The organism is Hyalangium gracile (assembly GCF_020103725.1).
In the GTDB taxonomy this organism is placed as follows: domain Bacteria; phylum Myxococcota; class Myxococcia; order Myxococcales; family Myxococcaceae; genus Hyalangium; species Hyalangium gracile.
Map to the genome: position 1 here is coordinate 88,624 of NZ_JAHXBG010000026.1, position 18,504 is coordinate 107,127.

General features: G+C 69.7%; 10 protein-coding genes. 6 read left to right on the top strand and 4 right to left on the bottom strand.

All coding sequences use genetic code 11. The annotated features are described in order from the left end of the window. Positions 1 to 90 precede the first annotated feature (90 nt). The 4 genes from KY572_RS37415 to KY572_RS37430 all read left to right on the top strand — a co-directional run bounded on the left by KY572_RS37415 (position 91) and on the right by KY572_RS37430 (position 8,649). Positions 91 to 522 carry a DUF2383 domain-containing protein gene (locus KY572_RS37415; RefSeq protein ID WP_224248503.1) on the top strand — a complete coding sequence of 144 codons (432 nt, stop codon included), beginning with the start codon at positions 91 to 93 and terminating at the stop codon, positions 520 to 522. A 270-nt stretch (positions 523 to 792) separates the two neighbouring features. Beyond that, positions 793 to 6,084, top strand: coding sequence for a trifunctional serine/threonine-protein kinase/ATP-binding protein/sensor histidine kinase (locus KY572_RS37420; protein ID WP_224248504.1), 5,292 nt, complete (start codon positions 793 to 795; stop codon positions 6,082 to 6,084). 44 nt (positions 6,085 to 6,128) lie between these two features. After that, entirely contained in the window at positions 6,129 to 7,412 is a 1,284-nt protein-coding gene (locus tag KY572_RS37425) for a serpin family protein (protein WP_224248505.1), read from the top strand. 79 nt (positions 7,413 to 7,491) lie between these two features. Next, the gene (locus KY572_RS37430; RefSeq protein ID WP_224248506.1) at positions 7,492 to 8,649 is read left to right on the top strand and encodes a hypothetical protein; all 1,158 of its coding nucleotides are present in this window, start codon (positions 7,492 to 7,494) and stop codon (positions 8,647 to 8,649) included. A gap of 234 nt (positions 8,650 to 8,883) precedes the next feature. On the opposite strand, the gene KY572_RS37435 is transcribed toward KY572_RS37430, so the two are convergent. Beyond that, on the bottom strand, positions 8,884 to 10,428 hold the full coding sequence (locus KY572_RS37435; protein WP_224248507.1) for a hypothetical protein: 1,545 nt from the start codon (positions 10,426 to 10,428) through the stop codon (positions 8,884 to 8,886). 198 nt (positions 10,429 to 10,626) lie between these two features. On the opposite strand from KY572_RS37435, the gene pgm reads away from it, so the two are divergent. Next, entirely contained in the window at positions 10,627 to 12,264 is a 1,638-nt protein-coding gene (gene pgm / locus KY572_RS37440; RefSeq protein ID WP_224248508.1) for a phosphoglucomutase (alpha-D-glucose-1,6-bisphosphate-dependent), read from the top strand. Between the two features lie 11 nt (positions 12,265 to 12,275). Continuing rightward, the gene (locus KY572_RS37445) at positions 12,276 to 12,764 is read left to right on the top strand and encodes a GNAT family N-acetyltransferase (protein WP_224248509.1); all 489 of its coding nucleotides are present in this window, start codon (positions 12,276 to 12,278) and stop codon (positions 12,762 to 12,764) included. A 644-nt stretch (positions 12,765 to 13,408) separates the two neighbouring features. Here the strand turns inward: KY572_RS37445 and KY572_RS37450 are convergent. From KY572_RS37450 to KY572_RS37460, 3 genes are read right to left on the bottom strand one after another with little or no spacing between them, the layout of a single operon-like run. After that, the gene (locus KY572_RS37450; RefSeq protein WP_224248510.1) at positions 13,409 to 15,259 is read right to left on the bottom strand and encodes a sensor histidine kinase; all 1,851 of its coding nucleotides are present in this window, start codon (positions 15,257 to 15,259) and stop codon (positions 13,409 to 13,411) included. A 20-nt stretch (positions 15,260 to 15,279) separates the two neighbouring features. Further along, positions 15,280 to 16,800 carry a pyridoxal phosphate-dependent decarboxylase family protein gene (locus tag KY572_RS37455; protein WP_224248511.1) on the bottom strand — a complete coding sequence of 507 codons (1,521 nt, stop codon included), beginning with the start codon at positions 16,798 to 16,800 and terminating at the stop codon, positions 15,280 to 15,282. A 35-nt stretch (positions 16,801 to 16,835) separates the two neighbouring features. Further along, on the bottom strand, positions 16,836 to 18,431 hold the full coding sequence (locus tag KY572_RS37460) for a xylulokinase (protein ID WP_224248512.1): 1,596 nt from the start codon (positions 18,429 to 18,431) through the stop codon (positions 16,836 to 16,838). Positions 18,432 to 18,504 lie beyond the last annotated feature (73 nt).

Below are 18,504 nucleotides of genomic sequence, written 5' to 3' on the forward strand. Positions count from 1 at the left end.
TGCTGCCAGCGCCGAGGCGGCGAGCAGGGGCTCGTTGCCGGAGCCAGGGAATGCCGCACCCTTCGTGGATAACCACACGAGGAGGATTCCATGGCCCAGAACGACGTCGAGACGCTCAATTCGTTCCTGCGCGGAGAGATCTCCGCCGTGGAGACCTACCGTCAGGCCCTCGGCAGCATCTCGGATGAGCGGCTGCGCTCGATGCTGGAGGCCTGCCAGAAGGACCACGAGCAGCGCGTCACGTCGATCCGGGAGCGCATCGAGAAGCTCGGGGGCACGCCCGCCGAGGGCTCGGGGCCCTGGGGCGTCTTCGCGAAGCTGATCGAGGGTGGGGCCAGCGTGCTCGGTGAGAAGGCGGCCATCCAGGCGCTCGAGGAAGGCGAGGACCACGGTCTGGCGGACTACAAGCGAGACCTGGAGCAGGTGCACGGAGATGCGCGCCGCTTCGTCCGCATGGAGCTGCTGCCCGCCCAGAAGCGCACCCACGAGCGGCTGAGCAAGCTCAAGCGGACGCTGCACTGACGTGGCGGGCCCTGTCATGGGGCCCGCTTCCATGACCGTGCTCGACTGCCAGCGCTGCGGCGCCTGCTGCTGCAACCCGGATGACAACCGCGCCGAGGGCTTCCGCTACGACGTGGAGGTCCAGGCCGACATCTGGCTCCTGCGGCGACCCCACCGTGACAGGGGTGCTCCCGACCACGGTATCGGTCGCAGTGCGAGCGCGTTACACTCCGCGTGCTGGAAAACCGGCCCGTTCCAGCCCCTGGGGGGACGCCCGCTCGAGGTCTGATCATGTTCGATATTCCTGGGTTCAGGCTGCTGAGCACCGTGCGGGAGACTGGTGGAAACATCCTCTTCCACGCCCTGCGTGAGGCCGATGGCCTGAGCTGCATCCTCAAGACACCGGTGGAGGTGTCGCCCGGGGCTCCGGAGCGCGAGCGCTACCGCCGGGAGTTCGGCATCCTGCAGCGGCTGAGGGATGCGCGCCGGGTGACGCGGGCCCATGCGTGCGAGCAGATCCAGGAGCGGCCCGTGCTCCTGCTGGAGAAGGTGGAGGGGCAGTCGCTCTCGGAGTCGGTGGGTCAGCCGCTGCCCATCCCCCAGTTCCTCGCGCTGGCCAGCGCCTTGGCCTCGGCCCTGGCGGAGATCCACCAGCGCGGCGTCATCCACAAGGACCTCAAGCCCTCCAACATCATCATCGAGCCGTCGGGCGAGCCGCGCCTCATCGACTTCGGCGCCGCCACCCTCCAGCAGATCGAGCACCTGGAGGCCGCGCCCGCCAATCAGATCGAAGGGACGCTGCCGTACATGTCCCCGGAGCAGACGGGGCGGATGAACCGGGTGGTGGACTACCGGACCGATTTCTACTCGCTCGGCGTGACGCTCTATGAGCTGCTCACGGGCATGCGGCCCTTCCGTGGGCGTGACGCGCTCGAGTGGTTCCACGCCCACATGACGCAGCGCCCGAAGCCGCCGGAGCAGCTCGTCTCGGGCATTCCGCCCGCCGTGTCGGCCATCGTCCTGAAGCTGCTGGCCAAGGTGGCCGAGGAGCGCTACCAGAGCGCCGAGGGGCTACGGGCCGACCTCGAGCAGTGCCGCGAGGGATTGCTCCGAGGCGCGCTCGAAGGGTTCCAGCCCGGGGCGCATGACACGCCCAACCGCTTCCAGCTGCCCCAGCGGCTCTACGGGCGGGAGGCGGACATCACCGCGCTGCTCGAGGGCTTCGAGCGGGTGGTCCATGTCCAGAAGCCGGAGCTGATCCTGATCAGCGGCTACTCCGGCATCGGCAAGTCCTCGGTGGTGCAAGAGCTGCTCAAGCCCGTGGTGCAGCGGCGAGGGCTCTTCCTGAGCGGCAAGTTCGATCAGTTCCAGCGGGACGTTCCCTACGCCACGCTGGCCCAGGCCATCCGGGAGCTGGTGCGGCACCTGCTGGCCAGCACCGACGAGGAGCTGGCCGCCTGGCGCCAGCGCCTGCTGCGCGCCTTCGAGGGCGAGGGACGCATCCTCGTGGACCTGGTGCCCCAGCTGGAGCTCGTCGTCGGCGCGCTCCCGGCGGGTCCGGAGCTGCCGCCGCCCGAGGCGCAGAACCGCTTCAACCGCGTGTTCCGCCGGTTCCTGTCGGTCTTCGCCACGGCGCAGCATCCGCTCGTGGTGTTCCTGGATGACTTGCAGTGGGCGGATCCCGCCAGCCTGGTGCTCGTGCACCACCTGCTGACCCAGCCGGAGCCGCCGCCGGTGCTGTGGATCGGCGCCTACCGGGACAACGAGGTGAGCCCCTCCCATGCGCTGGTGCCGGCCCTGGAGGGGATGCGCAAGGCCGGCGCGCGACTGACCGAGCTCCGGCTGGAGCCGCTGAGCCTGGAGCAGGTCCAGCAGCTCGTGGGCGATGCGCTGCCGGGGGCGAGCCGGGAGGTCATCGTCCCGCTCTCGGCGCTGAGCCACGAGAAGACGGGGGGCAATCCCTTCTTCCTCATCCAGTGGCTGGTGACGCTGTACCAGGAAGGCCTGCTGGCCCGTACTCCGGAAGCAGGGTGGCGGTGGGACGCCGAGCGCGTGCGAGCCCGGGGCTACTCCGACAACGTGGTCGACTTCCTGGCGGGACGGCTGCGCCAGCTCCCCTCCGCCACGCAGCGCACGCTCCGGCTGGCCGCCTGCGTGGGCAGCCGGTTCCCGCTGTCGATGGTGGGCACCCTCTCCGAGATGGGCGGGGTGGAGGAGGTGGAGCGGACCCTGGAGCCCGCGCTCCTGGAAGGCGTGCTGATGCGCGGCGGGCCGGAGGAGCTCCGCTTCCTCCACGATCGCCTCCAGCAGGCGGCCCAGGCGCTCGGCTCCGAGGAGGAGAGTCAGCGGACCCACCTCCACATCGGCCGGCTGTTGCTGCGGCAGCTCTCCTCGGAGCAGGCCCGCGAGAAGATCTTCGACGTGGTGAGCCAGCTCAACGCCGGCGCGAAGCTGATCGAGGAGCCCGCGGAGCGTCACCAGGTCGCTCGCCTGAACGCCGAGGCCGGCGCGAAGGCCATGGCCTCCGTCGCCTACCGTCCCGCCATCTCCTACTTCACCGCGGCCCTGGCGCTGGTCCCCGGCGATCCCTGGGAGACGGACCCGGAGCTGGCCTTCAAGGTGCAGCTCGAGCGGGGACGCTGCGAGCTCATGAGCGGCAACGCTCCGGAGTCCCGCCGCCTGATGGACGAGCTGCGGAAGCGGGCCCGCTCCCACGCGGATCTCGCGGCCGCCTCCTTCGTGATGAGCGAGGCCTTCATCGCCATGGGGCAGGCGGTGGAGTGCGTCACGTGCCTGCTGGAGTGTCTGGCCGTGCTGGGCCATCCCATGTCGGCCCACCCCTCCTGGGAGGAGGCCGTGGCCGCTCACCGGGAGATGAAGGCGCTGCTGGGGACGCGCTCCATCGCGAGCCTCGTCGAGCTGCCGCCCATGACGGATCCGGACGTGAAGGTGGTGATGGGCGTCCTCCAGGCGATGTACTCGGCGGCCTACTTCACCGACAAGAACCTGCTCCTCATCGTCCTGAGCAGGCTCTGCTCCCTGTCGATCCAGTACGGCTTCGCGCCGCCTTCCGTCATCGGCTTCAGCTGGATGGGGGTGATGAGCGGCTCGCTCTTCAAGCAGTACCGGGAGGGCGAGGCCTGGGGCGTGCTCGCCCGCGAGCTCCTCGACCGGTACGACCTGGCAGCCCTGCGGGGCCGGGTGCTCTTCAGCCTCCTGTACATCTTCGCCTGGACCCGGCCGCTCCCTGCCGTGCAGGAGATGGCCCTCAGCGCTCTCCACCACTCCCTTCAGGTGGGGGACTTCCTGTCGGCCCCGTACATCTGCTCCACGGTGGTCTCGAATCACCTCCTCATGGGGCACAACCTGGATGATCTCCACCAGGAGTCGATGATGCGCGCAGAGCTGCTGCGCAAGGCCGGGGTCACGGACCCGCAGGCCTTGTTCCTCATCTCCCTGCGCTACATCCAGCAGCTGCGTGGGCGCACGCGCTCCTTCGACACGCTGGACGGGGACTCGTTCGACGAGAAGGCCTTCGAGGCCTCGCTGACGGCCGCGCGCATGAGCGTGATGCTCGGCAGCTACTGGCTCACCAAGCTCAAGTCGCGCTTCATGTGCGGCGCGTATGCGCAGGCGCGCGAGGCGGCGCAGCGGGTGAAAGAGCTGCTGGAAGCCTTGACCGGCAACATCCAGATCCTGGACTACCACCTCTACCGCGCGCTGACCCTGGCGGCGTGCTTCGAGCGCGTGCCAGCGGAGGAGCAGGGGCGGCTCCTCGAGGACATCCAACGGCACCAGCAGCAGCTGGCGGAGTGGGCCGCGCTGTGCCCCGAGACCTTCCGTGGCCCCGAGCGGCTCGTCTCCGCGGAGCTGGCGCGGCTCACGGGGCGGCTCGACGAGGCGACGGGCGCCTACGAGGAGGCCTATCAGGCCGCTCGAGAGGGAGGCTTCACCCAGAACGTGGGGCTGGCCGCCGAGCTCGCGGCGAACTTCTGGCGCATGCGGAACGCGCCGGTCATCGCCATCAACTACGCGCGCGAGGCTCGCGAGGCCTACCTGAAGTGGGGGGCGTGGGGAAAGGTCCAGCACCTGGAGGCGCAGTGGCAGCGGATGGGGCCCGCGCGATCCGCGGGCGAGGCGTCCTCCACCAACACGGAGTCCACCCGCATCGACGCGCTCACGGTGGTGAAGGCCCAGCAGGCCATCTCCGGGGAGATCGTGCTCGAGCGGCTGGTGACCACGCTGATGCAGGTGGCGATCGAGAACGCGGGGGCCCAGCGGGGGGCCCTGCTCCTGCAGCAGGCAGGGACGCTCTCGGTGGCGGCCACCTCCGGTGCGGAGACGGGAGGCCCGAGCGGGCCGGAGGGGGAGGGGACCCGCGGCGAGCTGCCGTGGACGCTCCTGGCCTACGTGCGGCGCACGCACGAGCACGTGCTGATCGGAGATGCTTCCAAGCCCCACCCGTTCTCGGCGGACCCCTGGTTCCAGCGCGTCCAGGCGCGGTCGGTGCTCTGCCTGCCGCTGCTGCGCAAGGAGTCGTTCTACGGGGCGCTGTTCCTGGAGAACGATCTGGCGACCAATGCCTTCACGCCCGCGCGCCTGGCGCTGCTCAGCCAGCTGGCCGCGCAGGCCGCCATCTCCATCGAGAACGCGCGGCTGTACGGCGAGGTGCAGCGGGCGGAGACGGCCCTGCGCCGCGCCAACGATGAGCTGGAGCAGCGGGTGGCGGCGCGCACGCGTCAGCTCGAGGAGGCGCAGGCCCGGCTGGTGGACACGGCGCGGGAGGTGGGCATGGCGGAGGTGGCCTCCAACGTGCTCCACAACGTGGGCAACGTGCTCACCAGCGCCGTCATCAACCTGGAGATGATGCGCAAGCTGGTGGACTCCTCGCGGGTGGGCCGGTTGGGGCAGGTGACCGCGATGCTCCGGGAGCACCGGGCGCGGCTGGTGGACTTCCTCACCCAGGATCCGCGCGGCAGCCACCTGCCGGACTACCTCGAGGCCCTCTCCGAGGAGCTGCTGCGCGAGCAGCAGTCCCTGCGAGGAGACCTGCAGACGATGAGCCAGCATGTCGAGCACATCCGCTCCATCGTCCAGGTGCAGCAGGCCTACGCGAGCGCGGCGCTCCTGCGGGAGCAGTGCGATCTCTCCGTGCTCATCGGGGATGCGCTGCGGATCCAGGAGGCCGCGCTCGAGCGCCACGGTGTCACCATCACCCAGGAGCTGTCGAAGGTGCCCATGGTGCTGGTGGACAGGCACAAGGTGTTGCAGATCCTCATCAACCTGCTGAGCAACGCGAAGAACGCGCTGGGGGCGATGCCGGAGGGCCAGCGGAACGTGCGCGTGCGGCTGGGGGCCGAGGGGGGGATGGCTCGCATCCAGGTGGTGGACAATGGCACCGGGTTCGCGCCGGAGGTGCGTCCCCAGCTCTTCCGGCACGGCTTCACGACCCGCAAGGACGGGCACGGCTTCGGCCTGCACGCGAGCGCGCTGGCGGCGCAGATGCTGGGAGGACGCCTGACGCTGGAGAGCGAGGGCCCCGGTCGGGGGGCCACGGCGACGCTGGAGATTCCGCTGGGCTGAGCTCGCGGACGCTATGTCCTCGAGGCGCGAGCGTTACTCTCCGCATGACACGGATTCGCTCGCTGAGCCATGTCCTGCTGGCTGTCCTGGTGGCCTCCTGTGCGCATTCCGGAGGACGACCGTCACCCTCGAAGCTGCTGGAGGCCTCCACCCGGCCCCAGCAGGCGCAGCTCGTCCGGGCGATGAACCGCTTTGCCCTCGAGCTGTATCCATCCGCCCGAGGCCGTGAGCCCAATGCGGTCTTCTCTCCGGCGAGCATCTACTGGGCGCTCCTGTTGCTGGAGCCCGGGACTCGAGGCAGCTCCGCCTCGCAGCTCCAGCAGGGGATGCACCTTCCCTTCACCGGTGAGGCGCTCCACGCCGAGGCAGGCGAGATGATGCAGGCCCTGCGCACTCCCGCCAGCCATTCCGAGAGCACGTTGCGCGTCGCCAACGGACTCTTCGGCCGGGAGGGGTTCTCCTTTCGGAAGGAGTTCCTCTCCTTGCTCCGCGACAGGTACGCGGCGGAGTTCACCTCGTTGGACTTCGAGGAGGACAGCGCGGGCGCCCGCGAGCACATCAACCGCTGGGTGGCCGAGCAGACCCAGGGAAGGATCCCGGAGATCCTCGGCGAGGGCTCGCCTTCGGCGGATGCGGCCATGCTGCTGGTGAATGCCGTCTACTTCTTCGCGGGCTGGAGTGACGAGTTCTCCGTGGGAGCGACACGTCCGGAGGAGTTCTCGCTGCTGGAGGGCGGCAAGACCACCGTCCAGATGATGCGGAGTACCACCTGGCAGAGCTATGGCTCCTCGGGCCCGGTCAGGGTGCTGGAGATGGGCTACACCGGTTCTCCGGTCGTCTTCGACATCCTGCTGCCCAAGGATGTCGACGGACTGCCAGAGGTGGAGGCTCAGCTGACGCCGGAGCGGCTCGACGAATGGCTGGGTGGGCTCGAGTCGACGCGGGTGGACCTCTCGCTGCCGAGGTTCCGGGTGACCTCCGAGATTGCGTCCCTGAAAGGGTCCTTGCAGACACTGGGCCTGCGTGACGTGTTCCGTCCCCTGGTGGCGGATCTCTCCGGGATGGGAGGACGTCGGGGAGAGATCTTCGTGAGTGATGTCGTTCACAAGGCCTTCCTGGAGATCAACGAGAAGGGGACGGAAGCCGCGGCCGTTACGGCCGTCCAGACGACAATCGTCAGCCTGGGCCCTCCGCCTCCCGAGCCCATCGAGTTCCGGGTCGACCGTCCCTTCCTCTTCCTGCTCCGCGATAGCCGGACCCAGCAGATCCTGTTCATGGGCCGCGTCACTCGTCCCGAGGCTCCGCCGGCCCCTCCGAGTGATTATTGAGTCCCTGGGGCGCCTGGTCCGGCGCTGGGAGAACACGGGCCGATAGCGGGCAGCGGCACGTCCTGCTTGAATCCGGGGCATGGGACGGCCCGTGGCGGACGAGTACCGGCTGCGCTTGGAGGGGCGGGCGGAGCTGCTGGAAGCCGCCCGGCTCCGCTACCGCTCCCTGCTCGAGGGGCTGAGCGCCAAGGTCTGGGAGGAGCGCCTGCGCAAGGACCGGGCGCTGCTGCGCGAGACCGCGGAGGCCCAGGCCAAGGTGGACGAGGTGCTCACCGCCGCCCTCCGCCGTGCCCAGGCCGAGGGGTGGCCGTCAGCGAGCCCCACCGCCCAGCTCCTGCGAGACGTGCAGGGGCTTCGCGAGAAGCTGCTCCAGGCCGTCACCCAGCGGCTCCTGCGCAGCCCGACGGAGCCTCTTGCCGGGCTGCTGAGGGCGCTGGAGGAGCGGGCGCTGACCGCTCCGCGGGAGCTCACCGCGGAGCAGCGCTGGCCCATCGCCCTGGAGCTGCTACCGGACGAGCTGCCCCTGCTGCGGGAACTCGCCACCTTCGGAAGGCTCCTGGCCACCCTCTTCTCGAGACCCTTCGATCCCGAGGCCCGGCTACCGTTCCTCATCCAGGAGATCGGCGCGCTGCGCAGCCAGTGGTCCCCGGGCGAGGTGGCGCTGGGGCAGGCCTGGTCCCGGCTCGCGGGCGTGGACCGGACAGGCGGTCTGGTGAATGAGCTCCGCAAGCGGGCCGAGCAGCCTCCCCTCCATCCCCCGCGCAACGGCCCCGAGCACCTGCTGCATGCGGAGTACTGGCGCTCGGTGGCGCGCAAGCGCCTGGAGCTGCTGGTCCGCACACGGGTGCACCCCCTCGAGCCCAGTCCCGCCGAGAGCGTGAAGGTGGCCTGGTGGCTCTTCGCGCGCGAGTTCACCCCCGAGGCTCGGCTGCCGGCCTCGGAGGTGGCGACCGACGCGCGCGCCGGCCTCATCGAGCTGGCCCACGAGCTCTGGACCTTGCTGCGCCCGGACCGCGCCGAGGATCCACCCCGCCTGCCGGACACGGAGTGGGAGCGCCTGAGGGAGCGCGCCCGCAGGGCCGATCAGCTGAGCCAGGGCCGCGACGCCGAGCGGATCCGCCAGGTGCTGCGGACCTTCATCTGGAAGCGCTCGATGGGCAACTCCGTCATGCGGGGCTGGCAGGAGTCCTCCAGCCTGGAGTCCCTCGTCGAGCAGGCCTGGAGTTTCGACCAGTAGGGAACTGGACAATCCAAGTCCTCGAAGTTGCATGGGTTTTTCAAAGACGAAACTTCCGGCGGCGGATTCTCGATAATCAAGACCGAGGGGAGACCTGGGGGCCCGATTGGCCGGGCACCTGGGGAAGTTCTCCACTCTCGCAACAATCTCACGTTCTGCCCCCGTTGCTCCCCGACCGGCGACGAGGGCAGTTCTTTTTGCGGGCCACGGTGCGCCGGAGCGCGCCGGCCGGGGCTACTTCTTCCTGCTCACCCGGGGCGGAATCGTCAGGCGCGCCAGCAGCAGCGCGGCCAGCGCGTTGCCGGCGAACCAGATCACCGTGTACGCGGGGGGAATCAGCGCGAGGCTGCCCCCGGCGAGCGCCTTGCCCACCAGGTAGCCGCTGAAGCCCACCGCGAGCCCCGCCGCGAACCGCCGCAGCAGCGTCACCGGCCCGGAGAGGATGGCGATGAGCATCGGGAGCGCCGCGCTCAGCCCCACCGGCTGGGCCAGGGGCACGGAGACGAAGCGGTGCCACTCGGGCATGGGCAGTTGCAGCAGGTCGAACACGCCGCCGGAGTGCCCCGTCCACCGGAACACGAACACGCCCAGCGTCGCGACCAGGAACGGCAGCAGGAAGAGCGGGTGGAACAGGACGTTGAACAGGCCCGGCCGCGTCTGGGCTCCCATGGTCACCAGCGCGAGCACCAGCAGCACCAGCCCGAACACTGGCGGCTTCCAGTCCAGGCGAGGCGACACGGCGGCGGTCGTCGCGGGGGTGGGGGCGTCCTTCGCGGCCGGCTGAGAGGCGGCCGCCGTCGGAGCGGTGAGCTCGGTGTCCTCGCCCTCATCCGCGAGCTGCAGCGACTGGAGCGTGGACGGGAGCTGCGCCGAGGAGAGGTTCGCGGAGGCCTGGTCCAGCAGCGCGTACGGGAAGCGGATGGCGCCGCTCACCCGGCCCTGGGGATCCACCTCCAGCTTCGCGCCCTCGAGGGAGTCTCGCAGCGTGCGCAGCTCGGCCTTCGGGAGGATGGACAGCTGGAGCACGGCCGTCTTGCGGAGCATCTCCAGCGTCGCGTGCAGGGCCTCTCCCTGCTCCTTGCTCCCGGTGAGCGCCACCGCGCGCAGCCCGAGGCCATCGGCCTCCGCGTCCAGGGCGCCCACGGCGGACTGCATCCGGAGCTCTTCGTTGCCCTGGGAGGACAGGCGCGAGCCGGACGTCACCCCGCCCAGCAGCGCGTGCGTCCAGCCCACCTCGTCGATGGCCTTCACGATGGGGCTGCCGTTCTCCAGGCCCCGGCCCTCGCGCTTGCGCTCGAGCGCCCGCTTCAGCTCCGCGCGACGGCCCATCAGCAGGTACTTGCCGTCCAACGCCACGCTGGCCGAGCGCGACTGGACCGCCGCGGGCACGCCCTCCAGCTCGGTGAGGGTGTAGCCCTCGGACTGGAGGAAGGCGCCCAGCTTGCCCCAGTCGAAGCGGCCGCGGACCACCAGGAGCCTGTCCGCCAGGGCCACCGCGTCCACGTCCTTGCTCAGGTCGATGCCCGTCTTGTCGTAGAACTCGCGCCCGTCCTTCGCCATCCGCTGGCGAGACTCCTCCGGGAGCGGGAACTTCGCCTCCGTCGCCTGGAGGATGAGCAGCTCCTGGGCGTCCGGCCGGAAGTAGGCCAGCAGCTTGGGGTCCTTGGGGATGAGCCGTGCGGCGAACGCTCCAGGGAGGAAGCGGTCGAGGTAGCCGAAGTGGTACGCCGCGCCGGCCCCCGCGGCCAGCAGAACGACGAACACCAGCAGCTTCTTCATGTCGACGGCTCCTATGGGTGGTGCTCGAGACACCCCATGAAGGGGGCGACCCGGCCTCGAGAACCGAGTCTGTCACCCAGCTTACGCTGGGAGGGGTGAGCGATTGCAGGCCTCGGAAGTCCCTGAAAGTGGACGGTTTTTTGCTCGGGGGCAACTTCCCACCTGACGGGCGGCGAGCGGTACGTATCATCCGCCCTCGTGCCCCATCCTCTCGCTGGCAAGCCCCCGCCCGATTCCCTCCTCATCCACCCCGAGACGCTGCGCGCGCAGTACTACTCGGAGCAGCCGGACGTCCGGGAGGCCGAGCAGCGCGTGGCCTTCGGCACCTCCGGCCACCGAGGCTCGGCCGCCCGCCGCAGCTTCAACGAGGCGCACATCCTCGCGGTGACGCAGGCCGTCTGTGAGTACCGCAAGCAGGAGCGCATCGACGGTCCGCTCTTCCTGGGCATGGACACGCACGCGCTCTCGCAGCCGGCTCAGCGCACGGCGCTCGAGGTGCTGGCCGCCAACGGGGTGGAGGTGCGCTACACGGACGGCGCCACGCCCACGCCCGTCATCTCCCACGCCATCCTCACCTACAACCGGGGACGCACCAGCGGGCTGTCGGACGGCGTGGTCATCACCCCCTCGCACAATCCGCCCGAGGACGGCGGCATCAAGTACAACCCGCCCAACGGCGGCCCCGCGGACACGAAGATCACCGCGTGGATCGAGAAGCGCGCCAATGAGCTGCTCGGCTCCGGCAACGCCGGCGTGGCGCGCGTGCCGTACGAGAAGGCCCGGACCACCTCCTCGGTCCGCACCCACGACTTCATCACGCCGTACGTCGCGGATCTGGCCCAGGTGGTGGACCTGGAGGTGATCCGCGGGGCGAAGCTGTCCATCGGCGCCGATCCGCTGGGCGGCTCGAACCTGGACTACTGGCAGCCCATCGCGGAGCGCTACGGGCTGAAGCTCGAGGTGGTCAACAAGACGGTGGACCCCACCTTCCGCTTCATGCCGCTGGACCATGACGGGAAGATCCGCATGGACTGCTCGTCGCCGTACGCGATGGCGAACCTGGTGGCGCTCAAGGATCGCTACGACATCGCCTTCGGCAACGACACGGACTCGGACCGGCACGGCATCGTCACGCGCAGCGTGGGGTTGATGAACCCCAACCACTACCTGGCGGTGGCCATCTCGTATCTCTTCGGCAACCGGCCCGGCTGGAAGCCGGACACGGCGGTGGGCAAGACGCTGGTGAGCAGCAGCATGATCGACCGAGTGGCCCAGAGCCTGGGCCGCCGCGTCATCGAGGTGCCGGTGGGCTTCAAGTGGTTCGTGGACGGCCTGCTGGACGGCTCGCTGGGCTTCGGCGGCGAGGAGAGCGCGGGCGCCTCGTTCCTCCGCCGGGACGGCACGGTGTGGTCCACGGACAAGGACGGCATGATCCTGGATCTGCTCGCGGTGGAGATCCTCGCGCGCACCGGGAAGGATCCCGGCGCGCACTACATGGACCTCACGGCGAGGTTCGGCTCGCCGAAGTACACGCGCATCGATCAGCCGGCCACGTCGGCGCAGAAGGCCGTGCTCAAGAAGCTCTCTCCGGAGGCCGTCAAGGCCACCACGCTGGCCGGAGAGCCCATCCTCCAGCGCCTCACCCGAGCGCCGGGCAACAACGCCGAGATCGGCGGGCTCAAGGTGGTGGCGGCCAACGGCTGGTTCGCGGCGCGGCCCTCCGGCACCGAGGACGTCTACAAGATCTACGCGGAGAGCTTCCGAGACCAGGCGCACCTGGACGCCCTGGTGGAGGAGGCGCGCGTCATCGTCGGCGAGGCGTTCTCGCGCGCGTAGGAGCCTTGGCCATGACCATCACGGTTCGTCCCGCCAGGTCCTCGGACGCGGAGGCCCTGGGCCGCATGGGGGCGGCGCTCGTCCGGCAGCACCACGACTTCGACCGGGAGCGCTTCATGCTGCCGGAGGACGTCGAGGACGGGTACCGCTGGTGGCTCGGCAAGGAGCTGAAGGCGAAGGAGGCCGTGGTGCTCGTGGCGGAGCGCGACGGCGAGGTGGTCGGCTACGTGTACGGCCGCGTGGAGGCGCGCGACTGGGCCACGCTGAGGGACCGCTGTGGGGGCTTCCACGACATCTGGGTGGACGAGAAGGCGCGCGGCTCGGGCGCGGGCCGGATGCTGGCCGAGGCGCTCGTGCGACGCTTCGCCGAGCTGGGCGTGCCGAGAGTCATCCTCATGAGCGCCACGAAGAACGAGGGGGCACAGCGCTTCTTCGCGAAGCTCGGCTGGCGCCCCACCATGGTGGAGATGACGCGGGAGACGTCGGGCTCCGAGTCCTGAGCTGCTTCAGGGAAGGCCGCTCAGACACAATCTTCCCCCACCGTTGCTGCTCCCGGCAATGAACGCGCGACGCACACACCGCGCCCAAGCCCCCACCACCTGCCGGGAAGGTGCCCGTGTCGGGCGAGAACGCCAGCAACTGGTCTGCTTGTCATACCAGTTCGCAACAAGTCGGACCGACAGGGAGGCCCCCGGTCCACGAGCAAGGGGGCGCCACCGCGTGTCCCACTTCGAGCCGGAACGCTCTCGCGGCCCCGCCCGCTCCGCTCCCCGTTGGCGAGGGGCAGGAGGATTCCCGCGGCTCCGAATCCATTGCGGCCCCACCTGCCTTTCGTTCCTCCACCGGCGGTGTTCCTGGCAGCTTCTGTTCCGCGCCCACCCAGATGCTTGCCTGGGCACCTCCTTCCTTCTCGGCAGTCTCGACAGCGGACGCCGGAGGTTCACCTGTCCCGTGCCCGGATGCTTCCACTGCCGAGGAAAGGGAGCCTGTCCACAGTGAGAGCCAGGCCGCTCTGCCGGTGGCCCCGGGAGCGTCCTGAGTGGCTGGTGCCGGCGACGCGCTAGGAGAGGGGACTTGCCAGCACTCAGGTGGGCGCCTCGGGTTGGAGGCGACGGCCCCCTCCTGTCCACGACACTGGCCGGGCCTACGTCTCCTGCTCCAGCCCCTCCTCATCATCATCGGGCGAGGTGCGTGGCAGGATGAGCTCGAACCGGGCTCCCAGGCCGGGCCCGTCGCTGTGCGCCTCGATGCGGCCGCCGAGCGCCTGCGCGCTCAGCGCGGAGCTGTGCAGCCCGAAGCCGTGGCCCTTGGCGCGTGTGGTGAACCCGTGGGTGAACAGTTTGGGCTTCACGCTCGCGTCGAAGCCGATACCGTTGTCGCTCACGGACACCGAGGTGTAGCCCGCCTCCTGGCGCACTGTCAGCGTGATGCGCGGCTGCGGGTTGTCTGGCAGCTCTCGCACCGCGTTCTTCGCGTTGGAGATGAAGTTCACCAGGATCTGCACGATGACGTGCCGATCGTAGTACTCCGGCTGCTCTTCCCCGTACTCGCGGTGGAAGATCTGGTCGAAGTGATCTCCGATGGCGCACAGCCGGAGCGCGTCCTCCGCGAGCTCCCTCAGCAGCGCCTTCTCGCTCAGCCGGATCCGGGCCCGCGCGTAGTTCTGCTGGGTGGTGATGACGCTGGTGGCGTGATCGATCTTCGTGCCCATCGCGGCGCACTCATCCAGCAGCAGCTGCCGCTCCTCGCTCAGCCGCGCGTGGAGCTTGCCGAGGAACTCGGGCACCTGCCGGCCCCGCTCATCCTGGGTGAGGAACACGCCCAGCTCCTCGGGCGGGCGATCGAGCAGGGCGGCGGCCCGGCCCAGCGAGGCGATGGGCAGGCCCTGGATGCGCTCGCGCAGCACCGTGCTGCTCACCGTGATGCCCGTGAGCGCGTTGCCCAGGTTGTGGAGGATGCTGTTGGCGATCTCCGCCATGCCGGCATGCCGGGCGCGGTCCAGCATCTCGCGCTGGGCGGCGTTGAGCTGCTCGGTGCGCTCGGCCACGCGCTGCTCCAGCTCCTCGTTGGCCCGCTGGAGCGCCGCCTCCGCGCGCTTGCGATCCGTGATGTCCGTGGACACGCCGCACAGCCCCTGGATGCGCCCGTCCACCCCCCGCATGGGGAACTTCGCGGAGAGGAAGGTGTGCAGCCCGTCCCGGTACGGGATCTGCTCCTCGAACTGGAGCGTGGCCCCCGTGGTGAGCACCCGCTGGTCGTTCTCCATCACGGCTCGGGCGATCTCGGCCGGGAGCAGGTCGGAGTCCTTCCTGCCGAGGAGCTTCGCGCGCGGCTGGCCGAAGAAGGACTCGATGCGGCCGTTGACCATCAGGTAGCGGCCGTCGCGATCCTTGATGTAGATGGCGGCCGGCGAGTGGTCGATGAAGTCCTGCAGGTGCTGCCGGGTGGTGGAGACCTCGCGGCGGGACACTTCGTGGGCGTGGCTCTGCTCGGCCAGGTGATGGTGCACGCGCGCGTTGTCCAGGGCGACGGCGGCTTGCGCGGCGAGGATCTCGATCACGTGCAGCCGGGGGCCCTCGAAGGCCTGCGTCACCTGGGAGTGCTCCAGGTAGAGCATTCCGTGCTGCACCCCGCGGTGGGTGAGGGGCATGCACAGCACCGAGCGCAGGCCGCGCCCCCGCACCACCGGATCATCGCAGTAGGGGGGCTGTCGGTGGGCGTCCGCCAGGATGATGGGCTCCAGCGTGCGGCGCGCGCCGTGGATCACCGTGGACGGCAGCTCTCCCAGGGGGCGGTTCTCTCCCTCGCTCTGGCAGGCAATCACCCACCCCCTGCCCTCCAGGAATCCCAGCAGCGCCCCATACGGGACCCCCGAGAACTCCTGGAGGGTGCGGAGAAGTGTGCGCTGGAGCTCCGGCAGGGAGAACTCGCTCGAGATGGCGCGGATGGCCTTGGAGAGCGAGGGGAGATCGACCGGAGGAGGAGAGGAGCTCATGCGCTCTTCGAGCAGGGGGATCAGACCTTGTAGAGCAGGTCCATGTACTTCTTGAGCAGATCGCTCAGCAGCCCACGGAAGGGCACGGTGGCGGCCATGCCGTAGACAGGCGCCATCGTACCCTTTTCTCCTGGATTCGCCCGGACATGGTCCACCGCGGCCCGGAGATCAGCCAGGAACTGCTCCGCCACTCCCGGTTGGGTATGACGCAGCGTGACACAGAGATGTACCGCGGACGGCTTGTGCAGGCCGTTGAGGTTCCACCCCTGCCCGCTCAGTCGCTCCATGACCTGGTAGATGTCCACCGTGCTGGAGCCGAAGGCGATGACGAACAGCGGATCGCCCAGCACGTGCAGCTCGGGGATGGCCCGGATGCCGCGCTTGATGACGTCCGCCGTCTCCAGGATCGCTCGGGTGGCCTCCAGGTAGCCTTGCTCGCCCATGGACACCAGGGTGGCCCAGGCCGCCGCGATGAGCCCTCCGGGCCGGCTGCCCGAGAAGGTGGGTGAGAAGTAGATGCCGCCCGGCCACTCGGTGGCGGTGAAGTACTGGTGCGCGCGCAGCTCCGTCCCCCGGTACAGCACCACGGAGGTGCCCTTGGCCGCGTAGCCGAACTTGTGCGTGTCCGCCGACATGCTCGTCACCCCCGGCAGCCGGAAGTCGAACAGCGGCACCGGGTAGCCCAGCTTCTTCGCCCACGGCAGCACGAAGCCGCCCAGGCACGCGTCCGTGTGGAAGCCGATGCCCCGCTTGCGCGCCAGCTCCGACAGCTCCTCGATGGGATCGATCACCCCGTGAGGGAAGGACGGCGCCGAGCCGATGATGACGATGGTGTTGCGGGTGAGGGCCTTGCGCATGGCCGCCACGTCCGCGCGGTAGTCCGCGCCCACCGGCACCCGCACCATCTTGATGCCGAAGTAGTGCGCCGCCTTGTCGAAGGCCGGGTGCGCGCTGACGGGCGCCACCATCTCCGGCCGGGTGATGCCCTTGGTGGCATGCGCCCAGTCCCGGTACGTCTTCATCGCCAGCATGATGCTCTCCGTGCCGCCGGAGGAGAGCGAGCCGCAGAGGTGCTCATCGGGAGGCCTGCCCAGGTTGGCCTCGGCGGCGCCCAGCATGTTCGCCGTCATGGAGACCACCTCGGCCTCGAACTTGGTCGCGCTGGGCCAGAGGTCCGCGTGCAGCGGGTTGCTCTGCGAGTGGAGCGCGTACACGCGGTTGACGAAGGCGATGTGGTCCTCCGCCCCGTGGTACACCGCGCCCGAGACGCGCCCCTCCTTCCACCGCCCCTCCTCGTGGGCATGGAGCTGCTCCAGCTCCTGGAGGATCTCCTCCCGCGAGCGCCCCTGGGCCGGCAGCCGATCGAAGGTGGGCACCTTCTCCTTGTAGGGCTTGAGGCTGCCCTCCAGCTCGGAGAGCATGGAGCCGGTCTCCTGGTCCAGCCGGTCGCGCACCAGGGGAATGGCCTTGAGGTATCGCTCCGCCTTCGCGACGAGCCGCGGGGGGAGCTTGGACAGCAGGTGGAGATCAGGGAGCGCCATGGCTTGCTTTCCTAATTCGGGCCGCCGCGCCTGGCTCAGGCTTCGCCGCGGGTCCGGTTGAGTCGTGCGTAGACGGACTTGTGGGTCTTGTAGAGGTAGAGGAACTCCCGGAACAGCTCGTCATAGAGCCCGCGGTTCCTCGTGTCGGGCTCGTAGGTTCGGGCCACGGGGACGAGCGCCGGAATCTCGTCCACCGTGAGGTGGCCCAGCGCCAGCGCCGCCTGGAAGGCCGCGCCCCGGGCGTTGGCCATCACCGGCTCGTCCACCTGCTGGATGGTGCGGCCCAGGATGTCCGCGTAGATCTGGCACCACAGCCTGGAGCGCGCCCCGCCGCCGATGATGCGGATGGACTCCAGCTTCCGGCCGACGAACTGCTCCACGTAGCCGAGCAGCCACCGGGAGTTGTAGGCCACGCCCTCCAGCACCGCGCGCACCAGGTGCCCGCGGGTCGTCTGGAGCGACTGGTTGAAGAACCCGCCGCGCGCCAGCCTGTCCTCCACCGGCGAGCGCTCGCCGTTGAGCCACGGCAGGAAGATGAGCCGGTCGCTGCCGGCGGGGACGCGCTCTGCGGCCCGCTCGAAGCTCGCGTAGATCTCCTGGGAGGAGGCGGGGGCGACGTTGGGAGGGCTCTCGTGGAGCAGGTTCTTGAGGGTGACCAGGCAGATGCCAGCGGACTCCTGCTCGTTCACCAGCAGGTAGCGGCCCGGCAGCCCGGAGGGCAGGGTGCCCATCTGGTGCAGCAGATCCGCCTTCTTGTAGGGCACGTGGCAGCTCAGCCACGAGGAGGTGCCGACGCACAGGTGGGGCTCGAAGTCCCGCACGGCGCCCGAGCCCACGGCGGCCGCGAGGATGTCCGGCATGCCGCTCACCACCTGGACGTGCTCGCCCAGCCCCAGGTCGCGCACGGCCCGGGGGCTCAGCGGGCCAATCACCGAGGCGGCGGGCACCAGGTCCGGCAGCTTCTCGCGGTGCATCCCCGTCATCTTCAGCAGGCGCTCGTCGTAGCTGATCTTGCTCACCGCCCGGTTGTCCGTCACCCAGTGCAGGGCGATGGAGTCGTACGAGGCGGTGAAGCGGCCCGACAGGCGCAGGTTGAGCCAGTCCTTCGGCTCGAGGAACTTGTAGGCGTGGCGGTACACCTCCGGGCGCTCGTGCTGGAGGAAGAGGATGTGCCCCAGCGGATCCTTGCCGGAGATGCTGGGCGCGCCGCCCGTGAGGCGCACCCAGTGCATCAGCTTGCCCAGCCCGTAGCCCTCGATGGAGACGAAGCCCTGGGTGAGCCGCCGGATGTGGCTGGCCCCGCGCGAGTCCATCCAGAGGATGGCGGGGTGCAGGGGCTGCCCCTGCTCGTCCACGGCCACGGTGCCGGACCACTGCGAGCTGACGTTGACGCCGACGATGTCTCGCGGCTGGACGACGCCCTGCTCGAGCAGCCGCCGCGTGGCCCGGATGATGGCGGACCACCAGCTCTCGGGATCCTGCTCGGCGCCCCCCTCGGGGAGCAGGGCGAGCGGGATCGGCTCCTCATCCCCCGCCAGGATGGCGCCTCGGATGGTGATGAGGGCCAGCTTGACGGCCGAGGTCCCCAGATCGATTGACAGGATGGATGGGTTGCCGGCGGTTGACACCATGTCCCTCGTAGCCGGTGGCGCGTGGGAGAGGCCACGGCCGCCGCAATCTACGAGTCGCGGGGCGCGCAAGCTA

Bases quoted from the DNA above. Each gene is read 5' to 3' on its own strand.
- KY572_RS37415 (WP_224248503.1), top strand. From the start codon at position 91: ATGGCCCAGAACGACGTCGAGACGCTCAATTCGTTCCTGCGCGGAGAG.
- KY572_RS37420 (WP_224248504.1), top strand. From the start codon at position 793: ATGTTCGATATTCCTGGGTTCAGGCTGCTGAGCACCGTGCGGGAGACT.
- KY572_RS37425 (WP_224248505.1), top strand. From the start codon at position 6,129: ATGACACGGATTCGCTCGCTGAGCCATGTCCTGCTGGCTGTCCTGGTG.
- KY572_RS37430 (WP_224248506.1), top strand. From the start codon at position 7,492: ATGGGACGGCCCGTGGCGGACGAGTACCGGCTGCGCTTGGAGGGGCGG.
- KY572_RS37435 (WP_224248507.1), bottom strand. From the start codon at position 10,428: ATGAAGAAGCTGCTGGTGTTCGTCGTTCTGCTGGCCGCGGGGGCCGGC.
- KY572_RS37445 (WP_224248509.1), top strand. From the start codon at position 12,276: ATGACCATCACGGTTCGTCCCGCCAGGTCCTCGGACGCGGAGGCCCTG.
- KY572_RS37450 (WP_224248510.1), bottom strand. From the start codon at position 15,259: ATGAGCTCCTCTCCTCCTCCGGTCGATCTCCCCTCGCTCTCCAAGGCC.
- KY572_RS37455 (WP_224248511.1), bottom strand. From the start codon at position 16,800: ATGGCGCTCCCTGATCTCCACCTGCTGTCCAAGCTCCCCCCGCGGCTC.
- KY572_RS37460 (WP_224248512.1), bottom strand. From the start codon at position 18,431: ATGGTGTCAACCGCCGGCAACCCATCCATCCTGTCAATCGATCTGGGG.